This window comes from Limnoraphis robusta BA-68 BA1 (genome assembly GCF_034932365.1).
Taxonomy (GTDB): Bacteria; Cyanobacteriota; Cyanobacteriia; order Cyanobacteriales; family Microcoleaceae; genus Capilliphycus; species Capilliphycus robustus.
The window spans coordinates 56,378-77,569 of sequence record NZ_JAYGHR010000073.1 but is presented as its reverse complement, the minus strand read 5'-3'; the positions used below and the strand labels follow the sequence as shown (position 1 = coordinate 77,569).

Annotated in this window: 18 protein-coding genes and 1 pseudogene; 9 read left to right on the top strand and 10 right to left on the bottom strand. The window is 39.7% G+C overall.

The annotated features are described in order from the left end of the window. Position 1: 1 nt before the first annotated feature. Positions 2-1,873: a methyl-accepting chemotaxis protein gene (locus tag VB836_RS20970; protein WP_323222222.1), complete on the bottom strand. Its 1,872-nt coding sequence runs from the start codon at positions 1,871-1,873 to the stop codon at positions 2-4. A 305-nt stretch (positions 1,874-2,178) separates the two neighbouring features. Here VB836_RS20970 and VB836_RS20965 point away from each other — a divergent pair, with 305 nt between their 5' ends. Together VB836_RS20965 and VB836_RS20960 are read left to right on the top strand one after the other, a co-directional pair. Beyond that, complete coding sequence (locus VB836_RS20965; RefSeq protein WP_323222219.1) at positions 2,179-3,126, top strand: ABC transporter ATP-binding protein; 948 nt, start codon at positions 2,179-2,181, stop codon at positions 3,124-3,126. 160 nt (positions 3,127-3,286) lie between these two features. After that, a complete protein-coding gene (locus tag VB836_RS20960) occupies positions 3,287-5,053 on the top strand; it encodes a hypothetical protein (protein ID WP_323222216.1) in 1,767 nt (588 codons plus the stop codon). A 197-nt stretch (positions 5,054-5,250) separates the two neighbouring features. Here the strand turns inward: VB836_RS20960 and VB836_RS30525 are convergent, their stop codons facing one another. The 5 genes and pseudogenes from VB836_RS30525 to dxr form a co-directional block, all read right to left on the bottom strand. After that, entirely contained in the window at positions 5,251-5,721 is a 471-nt protein-coding gene (locus VB836_RS30525) for a globin domain-containing protein (protein WP_456085766.1), read from the bottom strand. Continuing rightward, positions 5,710-6,036: pseudogene (locus VB836_RS30520) on the bottom strand (cupin domain-containing protein); the annotation flags it as partial. The pseudogene VB836_RS30520 and the gene VB836_RS30525, both read right to left, overlap by 12 nt. A 166-nt stretch (positions 6,037-6,202) precedes the next feature. Continuing rightward, positions 6,203-7,426, bottom strand: coding sequence for a cation:proton antiporter (locus VB836_RS20950; protein WP_323222212.1), 1,224 nt, complete (start codon positions 7,424-7,426; stop codon positions 6,203-6,205). A 196-nt stretch (positions 7,427-7,622) separates the two neighbouring features. Further along, entirely contained in the window at positions 7,623-7,838 is a 216-nt protein-coding gene (locus VB836_RS20945) for an RNA-binding S4 domain-containing protein (RefSeq protein WP_046276690.1), read from the bottom strand. Positions 7,839-7,959: 121 nt separating this feature from the next. Next, positions 7,960-9,144, bottom strand: coding sequence for a 1-deoxy-D-xylulose-5-phosphate reductoisomerase (gene dxr / locus VB836_RS20940; protein WP_046276691.1), 1,185 nt, complete (start codon positions 9,142-9,144; stop codon positions 7,960-7,962). A gap of 121 nt (positions 9,145-9,265) precedes the next feature. On the opposite strand from dxr, the gene VB836_RS20935 reads away from it, so the two are divergent. Continuing rightward, on the top strand, positions 9,266-9,889 hold the full coding sequence (locus VB836_RS20935) for an NUDIX hydrolase (RefSeq protein WP_046280629.1): 624 nt from the start codon (positions 9,266-9,268) through the stop codon (positions 9,887-9,889). Between the two features lie 253 nt (positions 9,890-10,142). Here VB836_RS20935 and VB836_RS20930 read toward each other — a convergent pair whose 3' ends face one another. Further along, entirely contained in the window at positions 10,143-11,378 is a 1,236-nt protein-coding gene (locus VB836_RS20930) for a CBS domain-containing protein (protein ID WP_323222208.1), read from the bottom strand. Between the two features lie 263 nt (positions 11,379-11,641). Next, the gene (locus VB836_RS20925) at positions 11,642-12,028 is read right to left on the bottom strand and encodes a recombinase family protein (RefSeq protein WP_323222207.1); all 387 of its coding nucleotides are present in this window, start codon (positions 12,026-12,028) and stop codon (positions 11,642-11,644) included. Between the two features lie 276 nt (positions 12,029-12,304). Between VB836_RS20925 and VB836_RS20920 the strand changes: the two genes are divergently transcribed. Further along, a complete protein-coding gene (locus VB836_RS20920) occupies positions 12,305-12,625 on the top strand; it encodes a thioredoxin family protein (protein WP_323222205.1) in 321 nt (106 codons plus the stop codon). A gap of 112 nt (positions 12,626-12,737) precedes the next feature. Here the strand turns inward: VB836_RS20920 and VB836_RS20915 are convergent, their stop codons facing one another. After that, complete coding sequence (locus tag VB836_RS20915; RefSeq protein ID WP_323222260.1) at positions 12,738-14,792, bottom strand: flavin-dependent dehydrogenase; 2,055 nt, start codon at positions 14,790-14,792, stop codon at positions 12,738-12,740. Between the two features lie 135 nt (positions 14,793-14,927). Between VB836_RS20915 and VB836_RS20910 the strand changes: the two genes are divergently transcribed. From VB836_RS20910 to VB836_RS20890, 5 genes are all read left to right on the top strand, one after another. Next, positions 14,928-16,307, top strand: coding sequence for an aldehyde dehydrogenase (locus tag VB836_RS20910; RefSeq protein WP_323222202.1), 1,380 nt, complete (start codon positions 14,928-14,930; stop codon positions 16,305-16,307). 28 nt (positions 16,308-16,335) lie between these two features. Further along, a complete protein-coding gene (locus VB836_RS20905) occupies positions 16,336-16,917 on the top strand; it encodes a LutC/YkgG family protein (RefSeq protein ID WP_323222200.1) in 582 nt (193 codons plus the stop codon). Positions 16,918-16,939: 22 nt separating this feature from the next. Further along, positions 16,940-17,683 (top strand): (Fe-S)-binding protein, encoded by a 744-nt coding sequence (locus tag VB836_RS20900; RefSeq protein WP_323222198.1) that lies wholly within the window; start codon positions 16,940-16,942, stop codon positions 17,681-17,683. Beyond that, entirely contained in the window at positions 17,680-19,059 is a 1,380-nt protein-coding gene (locus VB836_RS20895; RefSeq protein WP_046281503.1) for a lactate utilization protein B, read from the top strand. The genes VB836_RS20900 and VB836_RS20895 overlap by 4 nt, the downstream gene beginning before the upstream one ends. A 129-nt stretch (positions 19,060-19,188) precedes the next feature. Continuing rightward, entirely contained in the window at positions 19,189-19,986 is a 798-nt protein-coding gene (locus tag VB836_RS20890; RefSeq protein WP_323222195.1) for a Uma2 family endonuclease, read from the top strand. A gap of 86 nt (positions 19,987-20,072) precedes the next feature. Here the strand turns inward: VB836_RS20890 and obgE are convergent, their stop codons facing one another. Further along, positions 20,073-21,098, bottom strand: coding sequence for a GTPase ObgE (obgE, locus tag VB836_RS20885; RefSeq protein ID WP_323222192.1), 1,026 nt, complete (start codon positions 21,096-21,098; stop codon positions 20,073-20,075). Between the last annotated feature and the right edge of the window lie 94 nt (positions 21,099-21,192).

Sequence of the window (21,192 nt, the reverse complement as noted above, 5' to 3'; positions counted from 1 at the left end):
CCTATAAAATATCTTTCAAATTGTAAGCAGCATCATTGAGTTTTTCGCTACCCACTTTAATTTGATTAATTCCTTGGGCGGTTTGATTGGCTCCTTTGGTGAGATTATTCATGGCTTGATTGACTTGCTGAGTCGCTAACGCTTGTTGTTGAGACATGAACGCAATTTGTTGGCTACTGTCTACAATTTGTTCCATTGATTTAGAGACATCAAAAAAGACTTGAGCGGTTTGATGGGAAATTTGCACCCCGGATTCTACATTTTTAGTTCCTTCTTTGGTGACTAATACGGTAGATTGAATCATGTGTTGAATATCATTAACTAAAGTATTAATTTTTTGGCTTGATTTTTGACTCGCATCGGAAAGTTTACGAATTTCTGAGGCGACGACTGCAAATCCTTTGCCATATTCTCCAGCTCTAACGGCTTCTACGGAAGCATTTAAAGCTAACATATTGGTTTGATTGGATAAATCACTCACGACGTCAGAAACGCTACCAATTTGATGAGTTTGTTCATTCAGGCGGAGAATTTGTTGAGCAATTGCTTCTACTTTTGATTTTAAAATTTCCATTTCTTCTAATGCTTGTTTAACGGCTTGAGTTCCCTGTTCGACTTGATTTAAAGCTTGTTTGGCGCCGGAAACTGCGACTGAGGCTTGTTGGGCGGATTGTTGAGAGGAAATATTCAGTTCATCCATCGTAACTGTTGTTTCTTGAACCGAAGATAATTGTTGATTTGCAATTCGTTCCTGTTCATTAATGGTTGCAACCACTTGATTGTAAAATGTACTCACTACTCCCACGACTTCTAAAATAGAGTTGACTAATTTTCGGAATAAAATAATTCCAATTACCACGAAAATTCCGCCCACAATGATTGTCACAATGACCGCAAATTGAATAAAGTTATTGATCGGTTTTAAAACAATATTTTTAGGGGTTTTATAAACCAAGGTAAAGGGATTTTTTTGATTTTTATTATCAGGAAAAACTGTATTATAGCTGAGGATATAGTCAGGATAATCGGTAATCACTCCATCGTCATTGGAGAGAATTTTTTCAACAATTGTGGATGGATAATCTTTGCTTAAAATTTCATTATTATTGAGTTCAAACCCCCATTTTTTTTCGGCTACTGGGTGACTTAAGTAATATCCTTGGGGATTGACGACAAAGAACTGTTGATCGTATTCAGATTTTAAGGTTTGATTATCGGCTAATTCAAATAAGCGATCCATTACAATGTTAGCAACTAAAACACCTTTTTTTTCACCCGCCGAATTGTAAATGGGAGTTGCATAACGAATGACGGCTTTATAGGGAACTTCAATTTGGTTATTTTCTCGATTCAAATCAATGGGAGAAACATAGATTTCTCCCCGTTTTAAATTGATCGTTTCCCGAAAATATTCAGTAGAACTTTTGTTTTGTAACTCCGAGCTTGGAACTACTTTTATTTCCCCATTTACTATATTAACTCTCGCCATTTCCTTGCCATTTTCATCAAGATAACGAATTTGATCGTAATAAGGTCTATTGTTGAGAAAGGATGTAAAAATAATGTTTAATCGATTCACCCAATCTTGATAAGTTGATTGATCTTGAGGATCAATTCCATTTCCTTCTCTGGCTCGAACAATCCCTTGAATGGGTGGCGTTTCACTTAAATATAAAATATCCGATCTAAAATTTTCTAAAAATAAACTGATCACTTTGACTCGGTTTTCTCCCTCGTTACTCATTGAACGAGACACAGAATCAATCAAATATTGACGAGATGAAATAATATTAAAGCTACTAACCGCTAGAACTGGAAAAACAATTCCAGCAATTAGAAGATATAAAAATTTACTTTGGGATTGACCGCGCATATTCAAGTTTAAGATCTGTTGTAAATAAAATTGTATCACGGCATTTTCAAGAGATGATGGAACTTTAACAATATTTATAGTTCACAGCCTTTTTCTTCGCTTTTCTCGGATAACTCATCCGTTAAGAAACCGAGAAAACGATACTCAAAAAAACATGACAATATGGCAGGTATCACTCAACAGCGAACGGTACTCAACATCGATTTATCTAATTTCAAGTAATTTCCGTAAACTTGATGACGAATCCTGTAGAGAGAGGCTAGGCTGGATGCAGACCGACTGTTCACTCAAGGGTTTAAGATGATATGAGAGAACTAGCAATTGAAACTCGCGGACTGACGAAACAATTTGATCGTCATGTAGCGGTGAATGACTTGGATTTACAAGTTGGGGTGGGTGAAGTTTACGGATTAATTGGGCCGAATGGAGCCGGAAAAACGACTTTGTTGCGAATGTTGGCGACGGCTGAAGAACCGACAACAGGCGAGATTTACATTCACGGAGAACCTTTAAAACGCGATCGCACCAATTCCAGTCTTCAACAACATTTAGGCTATTTACCCGATGATTTTCCCCTCTATGATGACTTGACGGTTTGGGATTATTTAGATTATTTTGCCCGACTTTATCACTTACGAGAACCCAAGCGATCGCGTCGTTTATATGATGTGTTAGAACTGGTACAACTCACCCCTAAACACAAAAGCCAGATTGCGACTTTATCAAGAGGAATGAAACAGCGTCTGAGTTTAGCACGAACGATCATTCACGAACCGTTAGTGTTATTATTGGATGAACCTGTTTCCGGTTTAGATCCGATTGCAAGAATGCAGTTTCGGGATATTATTAAAAGTCTCCATGAAGCCCAAATGACGATTATCATTTCCTCTCATGTCTTGAGTGATTTGGAAGATTTCTGCACATCAATTGGCATCATGGAACTGGGTTATTTAGTTGAAAGTTCATCTTTACAAGACCTGTATCAACGCTTGAGCCATCAACATATTGTAATTGGGGTTTTGGGTGGGCTTGATGCGTTATTTCATCAGTTAAAAACTTATCCTAAAGTTGATGGATGGGAAATCATTCCTCAAACTCAAAAAGTTCGAGTTCAGTTTTCGGGAAATCAAGAAGATAGCGCCCGACTGTTGCGAAAGTTAATGGCTGCTAATCTCCCTCTGACTGAATTTTCCCCAACTCAAGAAAGCCTAGAATCGATTTTCCTCAAGCTTGAACATAAGCAAGCCTCATAGGAACAAACGAGAGACCCATCGACGTCTAAGATTGAAAATGAAATGGGGTGTATAACCGTCTCGCTTAAAGTTAGAGAATCATTCCCACTTTTCCGAATATTTTCTCTCTTGAAAAAACCTCTTTTATCCTGAAAAAACTACACCGATAAGGAAAATAAACATGGCAATTCGTGGGTTGAACGCAGTTGGAGAATGGAACCCCCAACTCTTTCGGGAAATAAAAGGACGCTTTAATCGACGTAATTTAGCCTTCTCAATCGGTCTTTCTCTCCTGGCTCAATTGTTCGTTTATTTATCATTTTTGAGTCGAGAAGCCAGTCGGAATTTAATCAAGTTGAGTAGTGAGTATTGTCAAGTCAGGGATACTTATTTACAGTATGAAAAGCAATACAGCCAAATTAATAATCAACTCTATCCAGCATCAGGAAACCGACCTGTTAACGCACAAGCACTCGAAGCCAAGCTGTCTGAACTCAGTCAATTAATGAATGCAGACTGTCCAGCCAATGCTATTGATTTTTCCTTGTGGTGGCGTGACTATTGGACAGAAGTATTTATGGTGTTGGGTGTATTTGGTTTATTTGCGTTAATTGTGATTGGCACCTATATGCTGATCAATGATTTAACCACCGAACAACGACGCGGCACCCTCAACTTTATTCGCCTTTCTCCGCAGACTTACAACAGTATTTTTGTCGGGAAAATATTAGGTGTACCCAGTTTGCTTTATCTTGCAACAGTGTTACTCATTCCCTATCATATCTGGGCTGGAACTTCAGCCGGAATTCCGATTATAGAAATTTTTAGTTTCTATGCAATTGTCATCGCCACCTGTGCTTTTTTCTACAGTGCTTCCCTACTTTTTGGATTAATAACGCTTGGACAAAGTGGTTTTCAAGCTTGGTTAGGGAGTGGTGCCGTTTTCACCTTGTTAATGATTGCCAATAACAAGCCAATTTACGAGGATGGTACAGACTGGGTAAACTTATTTTGTCCGTCTTTTATTCTGCGCTATTTAATTGACCGCACCAACTCCTATTATCTCGGTTATCCCTTTAATCACGAGAGTATTCTCGCCTTGAAATGGTTTGAAATTCCGTTAGGAACATCAGGAACCTTGATTTTGTTATTCTCCCTATTCCATTTTGGAGTGTGGACATTTTGGATTTGGCAAGGACTCAAGCGCTGTTTTCACAATCCTGATACGACTGTTTTTAGCAAACAACAAAGTTATTGGATTACGGGTTGTTTTACCTTAGTCAATTTAGGGTTCAATGTGCAACGATTTGAACTCAGAGATGAATATTATTTGACCACGGCTTTTCTCTGGAACATCCTGCTCTTTTTAGGATTAATAGCAGCTTTATCTCCACAGCGACAAACATTACAAGATTGGGCGCGTTATCGACGTGAACGAGTCAACGGAAAATCACATCTTCTGTCTGATTTAATCCAAGGAGAACGGAGTCCGGCTGTTGTTGCGATTGGGCTTAATTTGTTGATGATGCTTCTCTTATTTGGACTCACAACTTTAGGAATCAGTGAACCCGATGAACGCCTAATTATATTGTTTGCACTGCTGTTAAATGCCAGCTTAATTTGGATGTGTGCAAGTTTGGCTCAATTGATGCTGTTGATGAAAACTTCTAAACGAGGATTATGGGCGGGTGGAATGGTTGGGGCTGTACTCATTTTACCTTTTATGACGTTTATCTTCCTGGGATTTGAACCGCACCAAGAACCCTTACCTTTTCTATTTTCTCCTTTTTCGTTTGTCACCGTTCAATATGCAACTTTGCCCTTGATTTTGACTACAATGATTAGTCAATCAATGGTGACAATTTTACTGAATTTGCAGCTTACTCGACAACTAAAAAAAGCCGGAGAATCGAGTTATAAAGCGTTATTAAGCGGACATTCTGTTTAAACAACTTGGGCGGGTTTTTCAACTCGCCTTTCTAATTGATTTAGGCAATTTTTTCAGTAGAGTGCCTGATGGGTAAACTCACCAGCAAGACACAAAGACACGAAGATTTCCTCTAGGTTTTCTCCGTGTCTTTGTAGTTTTTTTTCTCTTTTAGGCAGTTATTCAGGTGTTTTTATATCCCCTCATCCTGTCTAGTATTAGGCTTCTTGTTCATAGATTTGATGTTCTCGTTTAATGAAAACTTCGGCTAAAAGTTGATAGGCTTCTTTCCAAGCCGCCATCACTTCATCTGTTACGACTTCACCCAAAACATCTTTCATCGCCTGTAACAAACTCTCCCCAACAATAGAATATTGTTCGGGTTGAACATGAGTTTCAACATGGCGATGAGCGACTTTTTCAACCATTGATTTTAAGGCTTCTAAATTATCAATGTGAGTCGCATAGGTGTAAATTGCTGTGGCTAACCGAGCGGGTTGAGAACCATTAGCTTGATCATTCATATTGAACTGTTCCTGCATTTCGGGATGATTTGTAAACATGATTTCATACATCCGTTTTGTAATCTCCTGACCCTGTTTTTTTAATAAAGGAGCGGTAGATTTAATCAGTTCAATTGTTTGGGGGGTGACTGATTTTTTAGGTTGAGGCTGTTCAGAAAGCGTCAGAACAAAAGCTAAATTTTCTTCGGCTTGTAACGCATGGGGAGCGTCAGCAGGCATGAACACAAAAACGCCTGGATTTAACGGGATTTCTTCTCCATTCAGTGTTAATTTTCCCATTCCTTCAAACACCATGACTGTTGCATTGCGAGTGGAAGTATGTTCTTCAATGTCAGTCCCTTTGGCTAAACAAAATAGTGTGTATTGACAGTTTTTATCTTTGAGAATAACTTTGCTTAAAATTCCTTGCTTTGGATATTCAATCAAAGCTTGTAAATTGGTATTGTAGGGAACGTTGGGTGTTGCTATTGTATTCGCCATGATTTTTTATCCTGTGGTTTGTCAATTGTTACTGATCAATCTCAAACAATACTTAGAAATGAATACTTAACGCAATTTTTAGTTTTTGTAGTTAACTGATTGTTAACGAATAATACATTTTATCATGGGTTAGGCTATGGTAACAGCTCCTAGTATTAGCGATCGCTTAATTTTGTGGATTAATCTGTTTTTCGTACCAATTCATTAAGGGTGTTGAACTAATCCCATGAATAATTACAGAAAAAATAATGGTGATGTAAACACTCCAAGCCATTAACTCTCCCACTGAACCTCTTAAACCTTCACCAAAAGCATAAGTTAAATAGTAAATAGAACCTACACCGCGAATGCCAAACCAACCCAAAAGTAATCGTGTTAGGCTATGATAGTCACTGCCAATTGTACAGATCCAAGTTCCCAGGGGTCGAATAACAAAAATGAGTAATCCGGCGATCAAAATTGCGGCTGGAATATATCGAATAATGGGTTCAATTCGGAGTAGTGTACCTAATAACAAAATTGTCCCGACTTCAAAAAGTTTCTCAAGTTGTTCGATAAATTCAAGTTGTGCAAAAGGCTTTTCTTCCTGTTGATAACTGCGCCTTGTTACCATTCCGGCGACAAATACTGCTAAAAAACCATATCCATTAATCAGTTCAGTGAAAGAATAGGTTGCCAAAATAATGCTAATTGCAATAAAATCCTCCATCATTACATCAGTGGGTCTGATTTTGAGCAGTTGTCTATCTATCAAAACAATAATTTTAGTGACTACAATTCCCATGACAATTCCGGCGAAAATTGCCCAAATTAAATCAATAGCAACCCACTGTTTAAACCAATTTTGCCAATTCTCATCTTTTAACCAATGTATGCCAAAATAAACGAAGGGGAAAGCAAGCGCATCATTTAATCCACCTTCGGACGTTAAACCAAAACGAAGTTCATCGGGATCATGGGGATGGTTAAGCTGAACTTCTGAGGCTAAAACCGGATCAGTCGGAGCAAGAATCGCGCCGAATAGAATCGCTTCACCCCAATTTAGTTTGAGGAGAAAGTGAGTAATGACTGCGATTCCAAAGATAGAAATAGGCATCAAACCGCCAATTAACCGGACTGTTATATTCCAAGAGGTTAGGTTTAACCGACGGTTCATTTTCAGTCCACAGCTAAACAGAGAAATGATCACGACAAGTTCGGTTAAACGTTCTAAAAACTCTGCATCCGGTCTGAGGTTTATTAATTTCAACCCGTAGGGACTTAAAAAAATTCCTGCACCTAAATATATTATTGCGTAGGAAAGGGGTAAACGGGAAATCCAACCTGAAGCCCAAGTCACTGCAAGTAAAAGCAGACTGATCACAAGTAAAATAAGGATATAACTGCTCACAGATTAATTGCAAATAGAGTAGATTACTTACTACACTATTCTATTCATCATTTATTAAACTCTCTCATTCGGAAGATTTCTGAGGATAGATTCAAGTGCATTTGTGATTTTAACTTTTCTCAAAAAGTTATCTTTTTTAACATCAGGTTAACACAAATCTTCAAGTTGATTGTTGAGAATAATTGATCTAATATAATTAAGATTGACCCCGAAAGTCAACAACATAGCTTTTGTCTTCAAAGGTAACGCGATCGCCATGCACTAATTTACGTCCGCGACGAGTTTCTATTTCATCATTCACTACCACCCAACCGGACTGAATAATCAGTTTAGCTTGTCCTCCCGTTTGGGCGCAACCGACGAATTTAAGAAATTGGTCTAATTTAATTGTTGGTTCATCTGGTGGTGTCATTGTTATCTCCTGTTTGGCTTCCAAAAGTTTTTATGGTTTGATTAATCATACCTATTTTATCAAAAATTGGGTATTAAGAGAGTTCAGGACGCAAGCCGCAGCGTCCCTACTTTAATGATTTCTAAACAGCAACGGTTTGAGTTAACTTGGTTTGGGAAGCTATTACTTCTTGTCTGGCCCATTGATCAACCGCAATAATATCATCTAAGGAAGGATTTTGGCCGTTATCGGTTTGATGGCGATCGCAAACGTATTCTATCATTTTGGGAATGTCTAAAAACTCAATTTTTTCATCTAAAAACAACGCCACAGCCTGTTCATTTGCCGCATTTAAGACGGCTGGCATGGTTCCGCCTGCACGTCCTGCCGCATAAGCTAAAGGCATACAAGGATATTTCTGATTATCGGGTGCTTTGAAGGTTAAATTTCCGGCTTTTACTAAATCTAAAGATTCCCAATTCGTATAAATTCGTTCGGGCCAAGACATGGCATAAAGCAGGGGTAAACGCATATCCGGCCAACCCAATTGGGCTAAAACAGAAGTATCTTGTAACTCAATTAACGAGTGAATAATACTCTGGGGATGAATGACAATATCAATATTATCGTAATCCAATCCAAACAGAAAATGAGCTTCAATTACCTCTAAACCTTTGTTCATCATTGTGGCAGAATCAACGGTGATTTTACGACCCATTGACCAGTTCGGATGTTTGATCGCATCAGCAACTTTTACTTCGGCTAATTTCTCAACTGGCCAATCGCGAAATGCACCCCCAGAAGCGGTTAAAATAATCCGTCGTAAACCCCCTTGAGGAACCCCTTGTAAACATTGGAAAATCGCCGAATGTTCGGAGTCCGCCGGAAGCAATTTCACGCCGTATTCTTGAATTAAAGGATTGACAACGGGGCCGCCTGCAATTAACGTTTCTTTATTGGCGAGGGCGATATCTTTTCCGGCTTTAATGGCGGCTAAAGTGGGAAGTAAACCCGCACAACCGACAATTCCGGTGACAACGGCTTCTGAGTCTCCATAGCGGGCGACTTCGACGACTCCAGACTCTCCAGCCAGTAAAATGGGTTGAGGATCGAGATCGGCGATCGCTGCTTTTAATTCGGGGAATTGAGTTTCATCGCAGATCGCCGCAATTTCAGGGCGAAAGGCGCGAATTTGTTGGGCCAGAAGGGTAACATTGCGACGGGCGGCGAGTCCCACTATTCTAAATTTGTCGGGATGATCGGTGACAATATCGAGGGTTTGAGTGCCGATAGAACCCGTTGAACCTAAAAGAGTGATGGCTTTCATAGTTTCTTAATAAGTTGTCAATTATTACCATATTACGATGCTTGATCCCCTTATCGTAAAAATCGGAATTTTGAGTCGAACCGTTGTAGCCTAGAGAAGAATATCAACGGGAGAGATGTTTATGGAACCGCAATGGATCGAGTGGGCGAAGGCATTACAGGCGATCGCACAAACGGGACTGCATTTTGTTAAAAGCGAGTATGACGCAGAACGTTATCACCAAATTCAAGAGATTGCGGCTGATATCTTTGCTCATCATACTAACACAGAAAAAGAGGTTATTTTCGATTTATTTTCTCAAGCATCCGGTTATGCAACGCCGAAAGTTGATGTGCGGGGTGTGGTGTTTCAAGACTCTAAAATATTGCTGGTTCGTGAGGTTTTGGATAATCATCGTTGGACGTTACCGGGCGGTTGGGCGGATGTGAATGAAACACCGACTGAAGCGGTGACGCGAGAGGTTTTTGAGGAGTCTGGTTTTGAAACAAAGGTGGTGAAATTATTGGCAGTTTATGACCGAACAAAACAAGGTCATCAGCCTCCCATGCCTTATCATGTTTATAAGATGTTTTTTCTCTGTGAAATTGTTGGCGGTGAGGCAAAATCCAGTTATGAAACGAGCGAAGTTGGGTTTTTTGCGGAAAATAATATTCCTGAATTGTCAATTTCTCGGGTTCTTCCCCATCAAATTCAACGCTTTTTTGAACATTCTCGAAATCCCCATTTTCCCACAGATGTAGATTAAAGTTAGCTGATTATTCCACCCTGAAATTAATTTCAGGTCTAAAAAATAAAGTTAGTTTTAACTGACTATAAAATTATCAATCAAATTAACATCGGATGTGATATGGCGGTGTGCGTTCGTATGAGGTATGAACCAGAAACCCGGTTTCTAGCAGAAACCGGGTTTCTATCCAATCGATGTTGTACCTCACAGAACTGAAAACTGCTATATTAGATGATCAGACAGGGATTTAAATCCCTGGTTAACTGGAAAACTAAACAGTTTCAGGAAAAGTCCAATGAACCGGATTTTCTATCAAGTAATTCATCTGTTTAACATTATTCAAAATAGCTTTTAGACGAATTTGTTGCATCTCAGAGGAAAGATTCTCTTCTGCGAGTAAATCTTCAATTCCCGTTTGAATTTTAGAGAGAAGTGTTGTTAAACCCTGATCGGAAGCTTGACTTTGTTTGTTTTGAAAAGAGTTTAACAGTTCAGCTAACTGAATGGGTGTTGTTTTTTCTTCAGTGGGAAAGGATGAAAATTCAGGAACATTCAGTAAATCGACTCCGGTTGACTGATTTTCTAGATTTTCTAAAGTTTGCTGCAAATTCTGCATAATCGTATTCATTTCTATCGGATCAAATATTTTCAAAATGCGAGTTTGCGTGATCAAACCTAATCCTTTTCCCCAATTCCAAGACACAACCAACCGTCGAATATGACGTTTTTGCATTTCTTGATGAGCTTTCCAGAGAGAATCTTCAGGACTCAATAAAAATAGAGGTTGACTCATCACATCTTGAACAACAGTCCGAGAAAAATTCATTTGAAGGAGTTGAAATTGGACAATATCTCGTTCTGTTACAATTCCCACAGGAAGATAACGATCATCTGTTTCAGGTTGAGTAATCACAACACAACTGACTCGAAAACCTGACATTAATTGAGCAAGATTTTCAATCGAAGCGGTAGGAGGAGCTTGAATAACATGGGGAGTCATTATTTCCGAAACTCGCCGCAATTTCAACAGATGAATGGGTTGTAAGACTTGACGAATTAGTTCGGGAGAAATCACCCCAATTAATCGTTCTTGTTCATCCACTACGGGTAAATGGCGAATTTTATAACGTCGAAATAAAAATAAAGGGGCAAAAATATCTTTAAATAAAGTTTTCGATAAAGTCATTACAGGTTGAGTCATCACTTCCTCAACTGTGGTCGTTTCAAAGTTTATTCCTTTAGCGGTTAGTCGCACAATATCCCGTTCTGTTATAATTCCCAGGAGTTTTTCCCCTGTCATAATCAGGATACAACTCGACTGAAATCGAGGAATTTGTGGAATGTTGCTCGATGTATTATCATTGATCATTGAGCAACTGCTCCCCCGAAAATGGTTCATCTGAGCGATCGCATCAATCAATCGAACTTCCGGTGAAACCCTCAAAGGATGAGGATCAATCGCATCTTCTAGCATTGGTTCCCAGATGAGGGGATCTTCAAGTTGCATAGTCTAACACCTCCAAACTGACGACGACTGATAAGATGCTGAACTCCAGACGCAACAGCATCAAAACTCTTATAGGGTTTGAACGATTCTAACCCTTAAAAAAAATATTCTATAAGAGGGATGTTACACTAGACTGGTCTAAAAACCAAATAGAGGCTTTACATTTTTTACATTTAGGTTTATTCTAGAGGAATGTAACAGCCTGATGAACTCAACCCTAGTTTTGTTTGCCACAGAACTGTTTTTAGGTTGAGTCATTCTAATCACTCTTCAGACTCAAAAGATGTCGTTGAAGATACTGTTTTCAATTCAGGCGGATTCACATTTTCTGAATTGGAGGTTTTGCTATAAAGCCGATCCAAAACTCGTTTAACTGAGATTCGCCGCCATTGCTGTCTTCGCTTAGTTTTGTAACCTTGAGTATTCAGCCAATCCGCGATTTGTTGCAATGACTTTCCCGATTTATGATGACGACGAATTAACTCAATCACTTGCTGTTCATGGGGATTTTCAACAAGTTCACCGTTAACAGAACACAATCCAAATGCAGGGGAACCGTAACCTGCGTAGCCACCACGAGCAGCCTTTGCTTTACGTCCTTCTTCTAGCCTTTCCCAGCTAGAAAGGTCATGTAATTTCTCAGCAGTCATAACTCAGTTGTCAAACCTAGTCTACCATAATGAATCTATACTATACAAAAAAAGCAATGTTTGTCTATCTCATTTTGGATTAAGTTAATATTTTTTTACTTCAATTTATAGATAGTATGAGCTTAACTTAAGTCCTCTGTTTATCTCAATGCCCGTCACTTTTTCGCAGTATTTATAAATTTCTATCCTTTACCTGTTATTCACAGAAAATCTTTTTTATAATCAAGTGAATATCCTGATTGATAGAGAACTTCGCAGTTAAATAAACTTTTTTTGATGAAAAAAGCGGTATTTATTCAAGATCAGGACTTTGATCGAGTGATTCGCGAACATCCCTTAGTCATTGTTGTTTTTATTGTTTCTTGGTGTGGTTTGAGTCAGGAAATCAGTCCACTTCTCAATCAACTCGCTGACGACTATCAGGAACAAGTGAAAGTTTTCAAGATGGATATTATTAAAAATCAACAGATAGCCGAACGATTTAAAATTAACTTTCTCCCGAATATTTTTTATTTCAAGAATGGAGAAAAAGTTCAGAACTTGGTCGGTTTATTATCTTATGAAGTGATGAGTCGCCAACTCGAAAAACTCCTATAGAACCCCCTGAAAACTCGGTGCTGAACTTCTTGATCATTTTAAATTTAAACTTAAATTAAAACTTAAAACGGCAACAGGAAATTCAGCATTTTATCAAGTTTTAGTTAGTCTTTTAAACAGGTGATTTAACCTGATGAAGATGTCGGTATCCAGACATTTGCGGCTGTCCTAAACCATCTGTTAACGCATAACTAATCGCTAACAGCCACATCCACATCGCTGGATAGCGAGGTTCTAACCAAGGCTGAACCCATCGAGAAAAGCGAGGAACCCAACTCAACACCCCACTAATTAAAGCTAAAACGGTGAAATTAAAATAATTCACCATCCAACGCATGACTTCATTTACAGTAATAAAGTCAAGAATCCACAGTAAGAGTCTGGGATTAGTTCGAGCGGCTTTTAAGGCTAACCGAGTAAACGTCCACCAGTCGGCTCGATCTTTAATAAAAGTGTCTGCAACGGCTGTCGGTTCAGAAGCTAATAGTCCAAAGAAGGTATTTAAAATGGAGTTAATTCGTTGGGGAGGTAAATGTCGATCTGTGGGAACCATCATTCCCTTAGAAAAAAGCCACGTTACGGAAATATTGCTTTGATAAGCCCGAATTTGATTGAGGTATTTAACCTGTAAAAGATCATGTTTTAAAGCGGTATTCAGTAAATCGGTTAAACGAGATAAATTTCGCACTAAAGAACCAAATCCGGTAAATACTAAGGGAGACTGAAGCGAAGCCGCATCTCCAATCGAAATTAAACGATCATAAGCGACTTGGCGATCGCGACTTCTGGCACTAAAATGTCCAGGAATATAACCAAAGGTTGGCTTTTTCCAGACTAATTTATCGAGTTCACATCGACGATATTCCGGTAAAATGGTAAAAAAGTCTTCATACATTTCTAACAACGAACCGGGATTTTTAGGGTTAACTTGATGATAGTGAAATAGATAAAAGGTTAACTCATTTCCCCCACCCGGAAACAATTCCCAAATCAGTTGACGTCCGCGAGAAATATCACCGTGACTGTTGAGAACATCGCCATATTTCGAGTCCCAAACATCGGCTTCAAAACCCCCATCAATCACCGCCCCAACCGTCGGACAAACACTATCAAATGCCCGTCCCCCGTTTAATTGCCAAGCAATCGGAGAAGCCGTTCCCATCGCATCTACAAGTAAACGTCCAGTTGCAATTCGTTCAGAGTTTGTGGGTAGATGAACCGTTTTTATCACCACTTTTTCAGGTTCAATCTCAGCCCGACTAAATTCAGTTTGATCCCAAATTTCACCGCCCGCTTGTCGGAGTTTTTCCCCACAGGAACGCAGTAATTTTTCTGCATCCAACGCCACATTTAAAACCGTTGGCGTGTGCAGAATGGGCGCTTTTGCAATGGGAGGATTATAGGCATCAAAAAACTTATGAAAACCGTCTTTATATTCTCTAGCAATTAAACTTTCTATTTCGGCTTTTGAGAATAATCCTAAATCAATTAAACTTTGTAATTCACTGCGAGAAATATTCCACTCGCGGTTCATGCGTCCAAAGGGCAAACGTTCGATTAATAAGACTCGATAGCCTAGCCGTGCCATGACGGCCGCATGAATCACACCCAAGGCTCCACCAATATAAATCAAATCATATTTGGGTGTAGAATTTGTGTTCTTCTTGTTTGAAGAAAAGATGACTTCCTTGGGAGTTTTAGGACTTCTAACCCCTTCCCGCCAGCGTTTTTCCCACCAATAAACCCGTTGAAGATCATATTCCCCATTGGGCATTTTTTGAAAATATTTCACCGTTAAGGGATAGCGCTCTGCTAAGGCTTCAAAAATTGATTGTTGGGAGAGGTTAATGTCTGGAGGTTCGGGATATTGATGAGGAAATTGTTGTCTAAGTTCAGTTTCTAGGCGTTGAATCAATAGTCGTTCATCATTTTTCGGAGGATTTCCCACTCGAAAAACTTTGAGATAAGTCGTTCGTTGAAGTGACCAAACGAAGGTTGAAAGTTCGTTCGGTTCGGTATTTTTAGCGTTAGTAAAAGGAAACCTGAGACGAAAACCATCTGGGGTGATGTGTTTTTCTCCGGTTCCGGGTTGAAACTTCTCCTGCAACCAGGTACAAACGCTTTGGGTATTGGGTGTAGGGATTTCCAGATAGAGAATTTCCTTCATGCTCATTTTTGATCCAGTTGTACCTCAGTTACGAACTCATCCATATCAATAGGGTAGGCGAAAAACGGCATTTTAGGAAAGAGTCTGACGCTAAATGTGTAATATTTATTGATGAACGTTTAGGATCAAGATATCATGCCAGAGTCACTTCAAGTCGAAACGTTGATCCAACAGCAACGACAATTCTTTGCTACTGGTCAAACGAAGAATGTCAATTTCCGTCGGGAACAACTTCAACGCCTTAAACAAGCAATTATAGACCATCAAGGCGATATTATTGCAGGGGTCAAAGCTGATTTGAACCGACCCGAATTTGAGGCTTATTTTGAAATTGCTTCGGTATCCGAGGTTAATTATGCCATTAAACACCTCAAATCTTGGACGAAACCGAAAAAAGTTCCTACTTCTATTGATCAATTTCCCGCATCCGCCCAAATTTTCCCTGAACCGTTGGGTGTTGTTTTGATTATTGGGCCTTGGAATTATCCTTTTCAACTGATGATTTCGCCGTTAGTTGGGGCGATCGCTGCGGGAAATTGTGCGATTCTTAAACCCTCAGAAATTGCGGCAAATACCTCAAAAGTTGTCGCTAAAATGATTCAAAAAACCTTCGATCCAGCTTATGTTGCTGCGGTGGAAGGCGGAGTCGAAACCAGTCAAGCTTTACTGGCACAAAAGTTTGATCATATCTTCTTTACTGGCGGCACAAAAATCGGTAAAATTGTCATGGAAGCGGCGGCTAAACATTTGACTCCGGTCACTTTAGAACTAGGCGGAAAAAGCCCTTGTATTGTTGAGAGTGATGTACAGCTTGATTATACCGCAAAACGCATCGCTTGGGGTAAGTTTCTGAACGCTGGACAAACTTGTATTGCCCCAGATTACTTGTTGGTTCATCGACAAATCAAAACTCCTCTTTTAGAGAAAATAAAACAGAATATTCAAGAATTTTACGGTGAAAATCCTGAAAAAAGCCCCGACTATTGCCGCATTATTAGCCCTAGACAGTTTGAACGTTTAGCGGGATTTTTACAAAACGCTAAAGTAATTGTTGGCGGACAAACAAACCCCGAAGATCACTATATTGCACCGACGCTTCTAGATCAAGTCTCTTGGGATGATCCGGTGATGCAAGAAGAAATTTTTGGGCCGATTTTACCTGTTTTAGAATATAATGATTTAGGAGAAGCGATCGCTCAAATTAATTCCCGTCCTAAACCCTTAGCCCTCTATTTCTTTTCAAAAGATCAAGCCAAACAGCAACAAGTTCTGCAAAATACATCATCCGGTGGAGTGTGTTTAAATGACACAGTTTTGCAGTTTTCAGGCACTTATCTTCCCTTTGGGGGAGTCGGTGAGAGTGGAATGGGAAGCTATCATGGAAAAGCCAGCTTTGATACCTTTTCTCATTACAAAAGTATACTGATAAACAACTTTTTGATTGATATAAAATTACGGTATGCACCCTATCAAGGGAAAATTGATTTAATCAAGAAAATCATACTAGGACTTTAGGTGTTGACATTAATAGAGAATCAAAATAATGAACAGTCGTGATTTAATATTGAGTTCAATTCGTAAAAATCAACCCAATTCAGAAGTTAAACTTCCTGAAATTACGATTTTTAACAACAACTCAGAACCCTTAATTTCTGAATTTCAAACCCAACTGGCACGCATGGGAGGACAAGCATTTGAAGTTGAAAATATTGAGGAAATAAAAGCCAAAATCACAGAACTTTATCCCGATGCCAAAATGATCTGTTCTACCCTTCCTGAAATAACCGGAAATAAACCCATTCAACCCAATACCAACCCCCATGAATTAGCAGATGTTGATCTTGCCATTATTCGAGGGCAATTTGGAGTCGCAGAAAATGGGGCAATTTGGTTAACACACGAAGATTTAGTCGTGAATGCGTTGGGTTTTCTTTCTCAACATTTAATCATTTTACTCGACTCCAAACAGCTTGTTAGAGATATGCACCAAGCCTATCAACGCATTGAATTAACTCAAACATCCTACGGCGTATTTATGGCTGGTCCCTCGGCAACGGGAGATGTAGAAGCTGTTATTATTCGCGGCGCCCAAGGAGTTCGCAGTTTAACCGTTTTTTTACTGTAAAATAAACACCTTAAAACTCACTATGAAAGTCGGTCTTTTTATTCCCTGTTATGTCGATGCGTTCTTCCCTGAAGTGGGAATTGCCACACTAGAATTATTAGAAAAATTCGACGTAGAAGTTGAATATCCCCTCGAACAAACCTGTTGTGGTCAACCGATGGGAACCAACGGAACTCAACAAGAAGCAGCCGCAACTGAACAAGTCTTTGTCAACTGTTTTAAAGACTATCAATATATTGTCAGTCCGTCGGCGAGTTGTGTGTATCATGTTCGGGCGCATTTAGACGCCATTCCTCAAACTTCCGAAGTGCAGAATGTTCGGCAAAATACCTATGAATTGGTCGAATTCTTGCATGATATTCTACAAATTAATAGCTTTCCTTGGGCAGAATTCCCTCATAAAGTCGGCTTACATAATAGCTGTAGCGCCATTCGCAAACTGGGAATTTCTCGACCTTCTGAATTAATGATTGCTTCTTTCTCTAAAAGTCGAAGCTTGTTAGAAACAGTCAAAGGCATCGAATTTGTTACTTTAGATCGTCCTGATGAATGTTGTGGCTTTGGGGGAACGTTTTGTGTGTTTGAAGAAGCGGTTTCTGCTCAAATGGGCTATGATAAAGTCAACGATCATTTCCGTAATGGTGCTGAATATATTGTCTCTGGCGACATGAGTTGTTTACTCCACCAAAAAGGCATCATTGACTATTATAAAATTAACCTAAAAACCATTCATATTGCCCAAATTCTCAACGGATATCCATTATGACTAAACCCATTAACCAAGCAGGCGCAGCCGAACAATTTTTAAAAGATCAAGCACACGCCCAACAATATGATCAAATTCTCTGGAATGCGCGACTCAAACGAGATCAAGGGGCTGCTGCGGTTCCAGAATGGGAACAATTGCGCGAAATTGCCTCACAAATTAAAGAACATACCCTGACTCATTTAGCGGACTATTTAGAACAGTTTGAAGCCCAAGCTAAACAAAACGGAATACAGGTTCATTGGGCAAAAGATGCGGTAGAACATAATCAAATTGTTTACACTATTCTCAACAGCCACAACGTTAAATCGTTGGTTAAAAGTAAATCAATGCTGCAAGAAGAATGTGGCATGGTTCCCTTTTTAGAACAGAACGGAATTACCGTTACAGAATCTGATTTGGGCGAAAGAATTCAACAACTCGATGAAGAACCGCCTAGTCATATTGTCATGCCTGCTATTCATAAAAACCGTCAAGATATAGCGAAACTTTTTGCCGAAAAAATTGCGAGTGATCCTAATAATGACAACCCTCATTATCTTAATGAAATGATGCGACAAAATGCCCGACCTCGCTTTTTAACTGCTGATGCAGGGATGACTGGGGTTAATTTTGCGATCGCAGAAACAGGTAGTTTTGTGGTTTGTACCAATGAAGGAAATGCTGATTTGGGGGCGAATATTCCGCCGCTTCATATTGCCAGTATGGGGATTGAAAAATTAATCCCAAAAGTTGAACATTTAGCAGTCTTTATTCGCTTGCTGTCTCGCAGTGCCATTGGTTCTCCCATTACTCAATATACCTCTCATTTTACCAAGCCTAAAAATGGCGGAGAATTGCATTTAGTTATTGTCGATAATGGCCGCAGTGAACGGTTAGGAATGGCGGATTTTTGGTCATCTTTAAAATGTATTCGCTGTGGGGCTTGTTTGAATACTTGTCCGGTGTATCGTCGCAGTGGCGGTTTAAGTTATGGGGCGGTTTATTCAGGGCCTTTGGGGATGATTATTGACCCAACTTTTGATGCTAAAAAATACAGCAATTTACCCTATTCTTCGACGCTTTGTGGTTCCTGTGGGGATGTTTGTCCGGTGAAAATTGATCTTCCCGAACAAATTTATAAATGGCGTCGAGTCATGGCAGAAAAACACTTACTTTCTTTACCGCGTCAAGACAGTATGAAAGCCGCAGGTATAGTATTAGGAAATCCTCTGGTTTATCGCTTTGCAAAAAATGTGGTAATCCAGAAAGTAATGAAATATTTTCCTTTTTTATTTTCCAGTAAACTGTTAAATCCTTGGGTGAGACATCGGGCGTTACCCACTGTTCCCAAACAAACCTTTAAACAATGGTATCTAGAAAACCGTCAAAAGTAGGGTGCATCAAACAACAATTTCAGGAATACCTAAGTTAAAATGTATGAAATTGATGCACCCGTTCAACAAAAAAATAAGTAAGTGCATCAAACAATTTGGTGATTTCCTAAGTTAAAATGTATGAAATTGATGCACCCTACTAACACAACTGCAAGTCTAAAAGTAACTTGGGAAAAGTTACCCGAAGACTATATTTTACCCGATGATCCAGTGGACAATATTACTCAGCCATTATTGGCAATGGCATTAACAGAGGCGTTAAGCACTGCGGGAAAATTGCCCGAAAATTCCCTAACTCCGACTAATTATGGCATCTGTGCAACGGTTAATGACAAAATGGTTGTCAAAGCACCAGACTGGGCGTTTATTCGGGAAATTCGAGTTGAACGTTCAGAAGTCGAACGCAGTTATACGCCGCGTTTGGAAGGGGATATTCCTGTCATTGTGATGGAATTTATCTCTGAAACAGAAGGCGGTGAATATTCGATTAAACCCACTTATCCACCCGGAAAATGGTTTTTTTATGAACAGGTGTTGGAAGTTCCTAACTATGCGATTTTTGAACCTCAAAATGCCGTTTTAGAACTGTATCGACTTGATGATTCCGGCAGATATAAGGTACAAAAACCTGATGAAAATGGGCGATATTGGATCGCTGAAATGGAGTTATTTTTAGGAATTTGGCAAGGCACCCGTGAAAACCGAACAGGCTATTGGTTGCGGTGGTGGGATGAGGCGGGAACGTTGCTTTTATGGGGTTCTGAGTTAGCCCAACAAGAACGTCTTCGCGCTGATCAACAACGTCAACGCGCTGATCAAGCTGAACTTCTAGCCCAACAAGAACATCTTCGCGCAGAACTTGCTGAACTTCGCGCCCAACGCCTTCTCGAACGACTGAGGGCTGAGGGTATTGAACTCGAAGAATAGGTTTTTTCCAAAAAAACCAGTAGGGTGCATCAAACCATCAATTTCGGGATTACCTAAGTTAAAATCGATGAATTTGATGCACTCTACTACCTGGATGTTGAACTTTCAGAGAGTGACAACTCATCAAGCGATCGCCAAACTTCTTGCATTAAATCATTTAACCCCATTTGAGCAACAGCCGAAATTAAAAAGACTTTAGACTGAGTAATTTGCTGAATTTTAGTGATGATTTCCTGCACGTCTTCGCTGTCAGTATCCACCGCATCCACTTTATTTAATGCCACAATTTGCGGACGATCCGTTAAACCCCGACCATAGGCTTCTAATTCTTGCAGAATCGTGTGATAATTTTCAAGAGGAGTCGGATCGGTAATATCAATTAGATGCAATAAAACCCGAGTTCGTTCGATGTGGCGCAGGAATTCATGCCCCAAACCTAAGCCTAAATGAGCGCCTTCAATTAAGCCGGGAATATCTGCAAAAACGGTACCATCTCCCGTCGGTTTGCGAACAACGCCTAAGTTGGGAATTAAAGTCGTAAAGGGATAATCGGCAATTTTCGGTTTAGCCGCAGATAACGACGAAATTAACGTTGATTTTCCCGCATTGGGTAAACCAATAATTCCGACTTCAGCTAACAGTTTTAACTCCAGTCTAAGCTGTCGTTGTTCACCCGGAAGTCCAGGTAAAGCATAGTCAGGAGCGCGATTTTGGTTACTGAGAAAGTGAGCATTTCCTAAACCGCCTTTACCCCCTTTTGCCACACAAAATTCTTGATGGGGATGAATCAAATCAATTAAAAGTTCGTCAGTTTCTATATCATAAACCGCCGTCCCACAGGGAACTTCAATGATGCGATCGCTTCCGTTTGCCCCGGTCATATTTTTGGGGCCACCTCGTCGGCCATCTTCAGCCTGAAAACGGTGATTATATTTAAAATCTAACAACGTTTGCAGGTTTTCGACGGCGACTAAAATCACTGAACCGCCTTTTCCACCATTGCCACCGGAAGGCCCCCCGGCGGGAACATATTTTTCTCGGCGGAAGGCGACGATCCCATCGCCACCTTTACCCGCTTCCACTAAAACTTCAACTTGATCAATAAATTGCATGATGAGGATTGATAATCGGGACTAGGGATATCGGACATTGAATTTTGAGCTGGAAAAGATTCTCCTCTGTAATCCCTGCTATCCCTACATCCTC

Excerpts from the sequence above, each read along its gene's own strand:
- VB836_RS20960 (WP_323222216.1), top strand. The coding sequence starts at position 3,287 with ATGGCAATTCGTGGGTTGAACGCAGTTGGAGAATGGAACCCCCAACTC.
- VB836_RS20925 (WP_323222207.1), bottom strand. The coding sequence starts at position 12,028 with ATGACTGCTGAGAAATTACATGACCTTTCTAGCTGGGAAAGGCTAGAA.
- obgE (WP_323222192.1), bottom strand. The coding sequence starts at position 21,098 with ATGCAATTTATTGATCAAGTTGAAGTTTTAGTGGAAGCGGGTAAAGGT.
- VB836_RS20970 (WP_323222222.1), bottom strand. The coding sequence starts at position 1,873 with ATGCGCGGTCAATCCCAAAGTAAATTTTTATATCTTCTAATTGCTGGA.
- VB836_RS20910 (WP_323222202.1), top strand. The coding sequence starts at position 14,928 with ATGCCAGAGTCACTTCAAGTCGAAACGTTGATCCAACAGCAACGACAA.
- VB836_RS20905 (WP_323222200.1), top strand. The coding sequence starts at position 16,336 with ATGAACAGTCGTGATTTAATATTGAGTTCAATTCGTAAAAATCAACCC.
- VB836_RS20915 (WP_323222260.1), bottom strand. The coding sequence starts at position 14,792 with ATGAAGGAAATTCTCTATCTGGAAATCCCTACACCCAATACCCAAAGC.
- VB836_RS20900 (WP_323222198.1), top strand. The coding sequence starts at position 16,940 with ATGAAAGTCGGTCTTTTTATTCCCTGTTATGTCGATGCGTTCTTCCCT.
- VB836_RS20965 (WP_323222219.1), top strand. The coding sequence starts at position 2,179 with ATGAGAGAACTAGCAATTGAAACTCGCGGACTGACGAAACAATTTGAT.
- VB836_RS20935 (WP_046280629.1), top strand. The coding sequence starts at position 9,266 with ATGGAACCGCAATGGATCGAGTGGGCGAAGGCATTACAGGCGATCGCA.
- VB836_RS20945 (WP_046276690.1), bottom strand. The coding sequence starts at position 7,838 with ATGACACCACCAGATGAACCAACAATTAAATTAGACCAATTTCTTAAA.
- VB836_RS20930 (WP_323222208.1), bottom strand. The coding sequence starts at position 11,378 with ATGCAACTTGAAGATCCCCTCATCTGGGAACCAATGCTAGAAGATGCG.
- dxr (WP_046276691.1), bottom strand. The coding sequence starts at position 9,144 with ATGAAAGCCATCACTCTTTTAGGTTCAACGGGTTCTATCGGCACTCAA.
- VB836_RS20895 (WP_046281503.1), top strand. The coding sequence starts at position 17,680 with ATGACTAAACCCATTAACCAAGCAGGCGCAGCCGAACAATTTTTAAAA.
- VB836_RS20890 (WP_323222195.1), top strand. The coding sequence starts at position 19,189 with ATGCACCCTACTAACACAACTGCAAGTCTAAAAGTAACTTGGGAAAAG.
- VB836_RS20920 (WP_323222205.1), top strand. The coding sequence starts at position 12,305 with ATGAAAAAAGCGGTATTTATTCAAGATCAGGACTTTGATCGAGTGATT.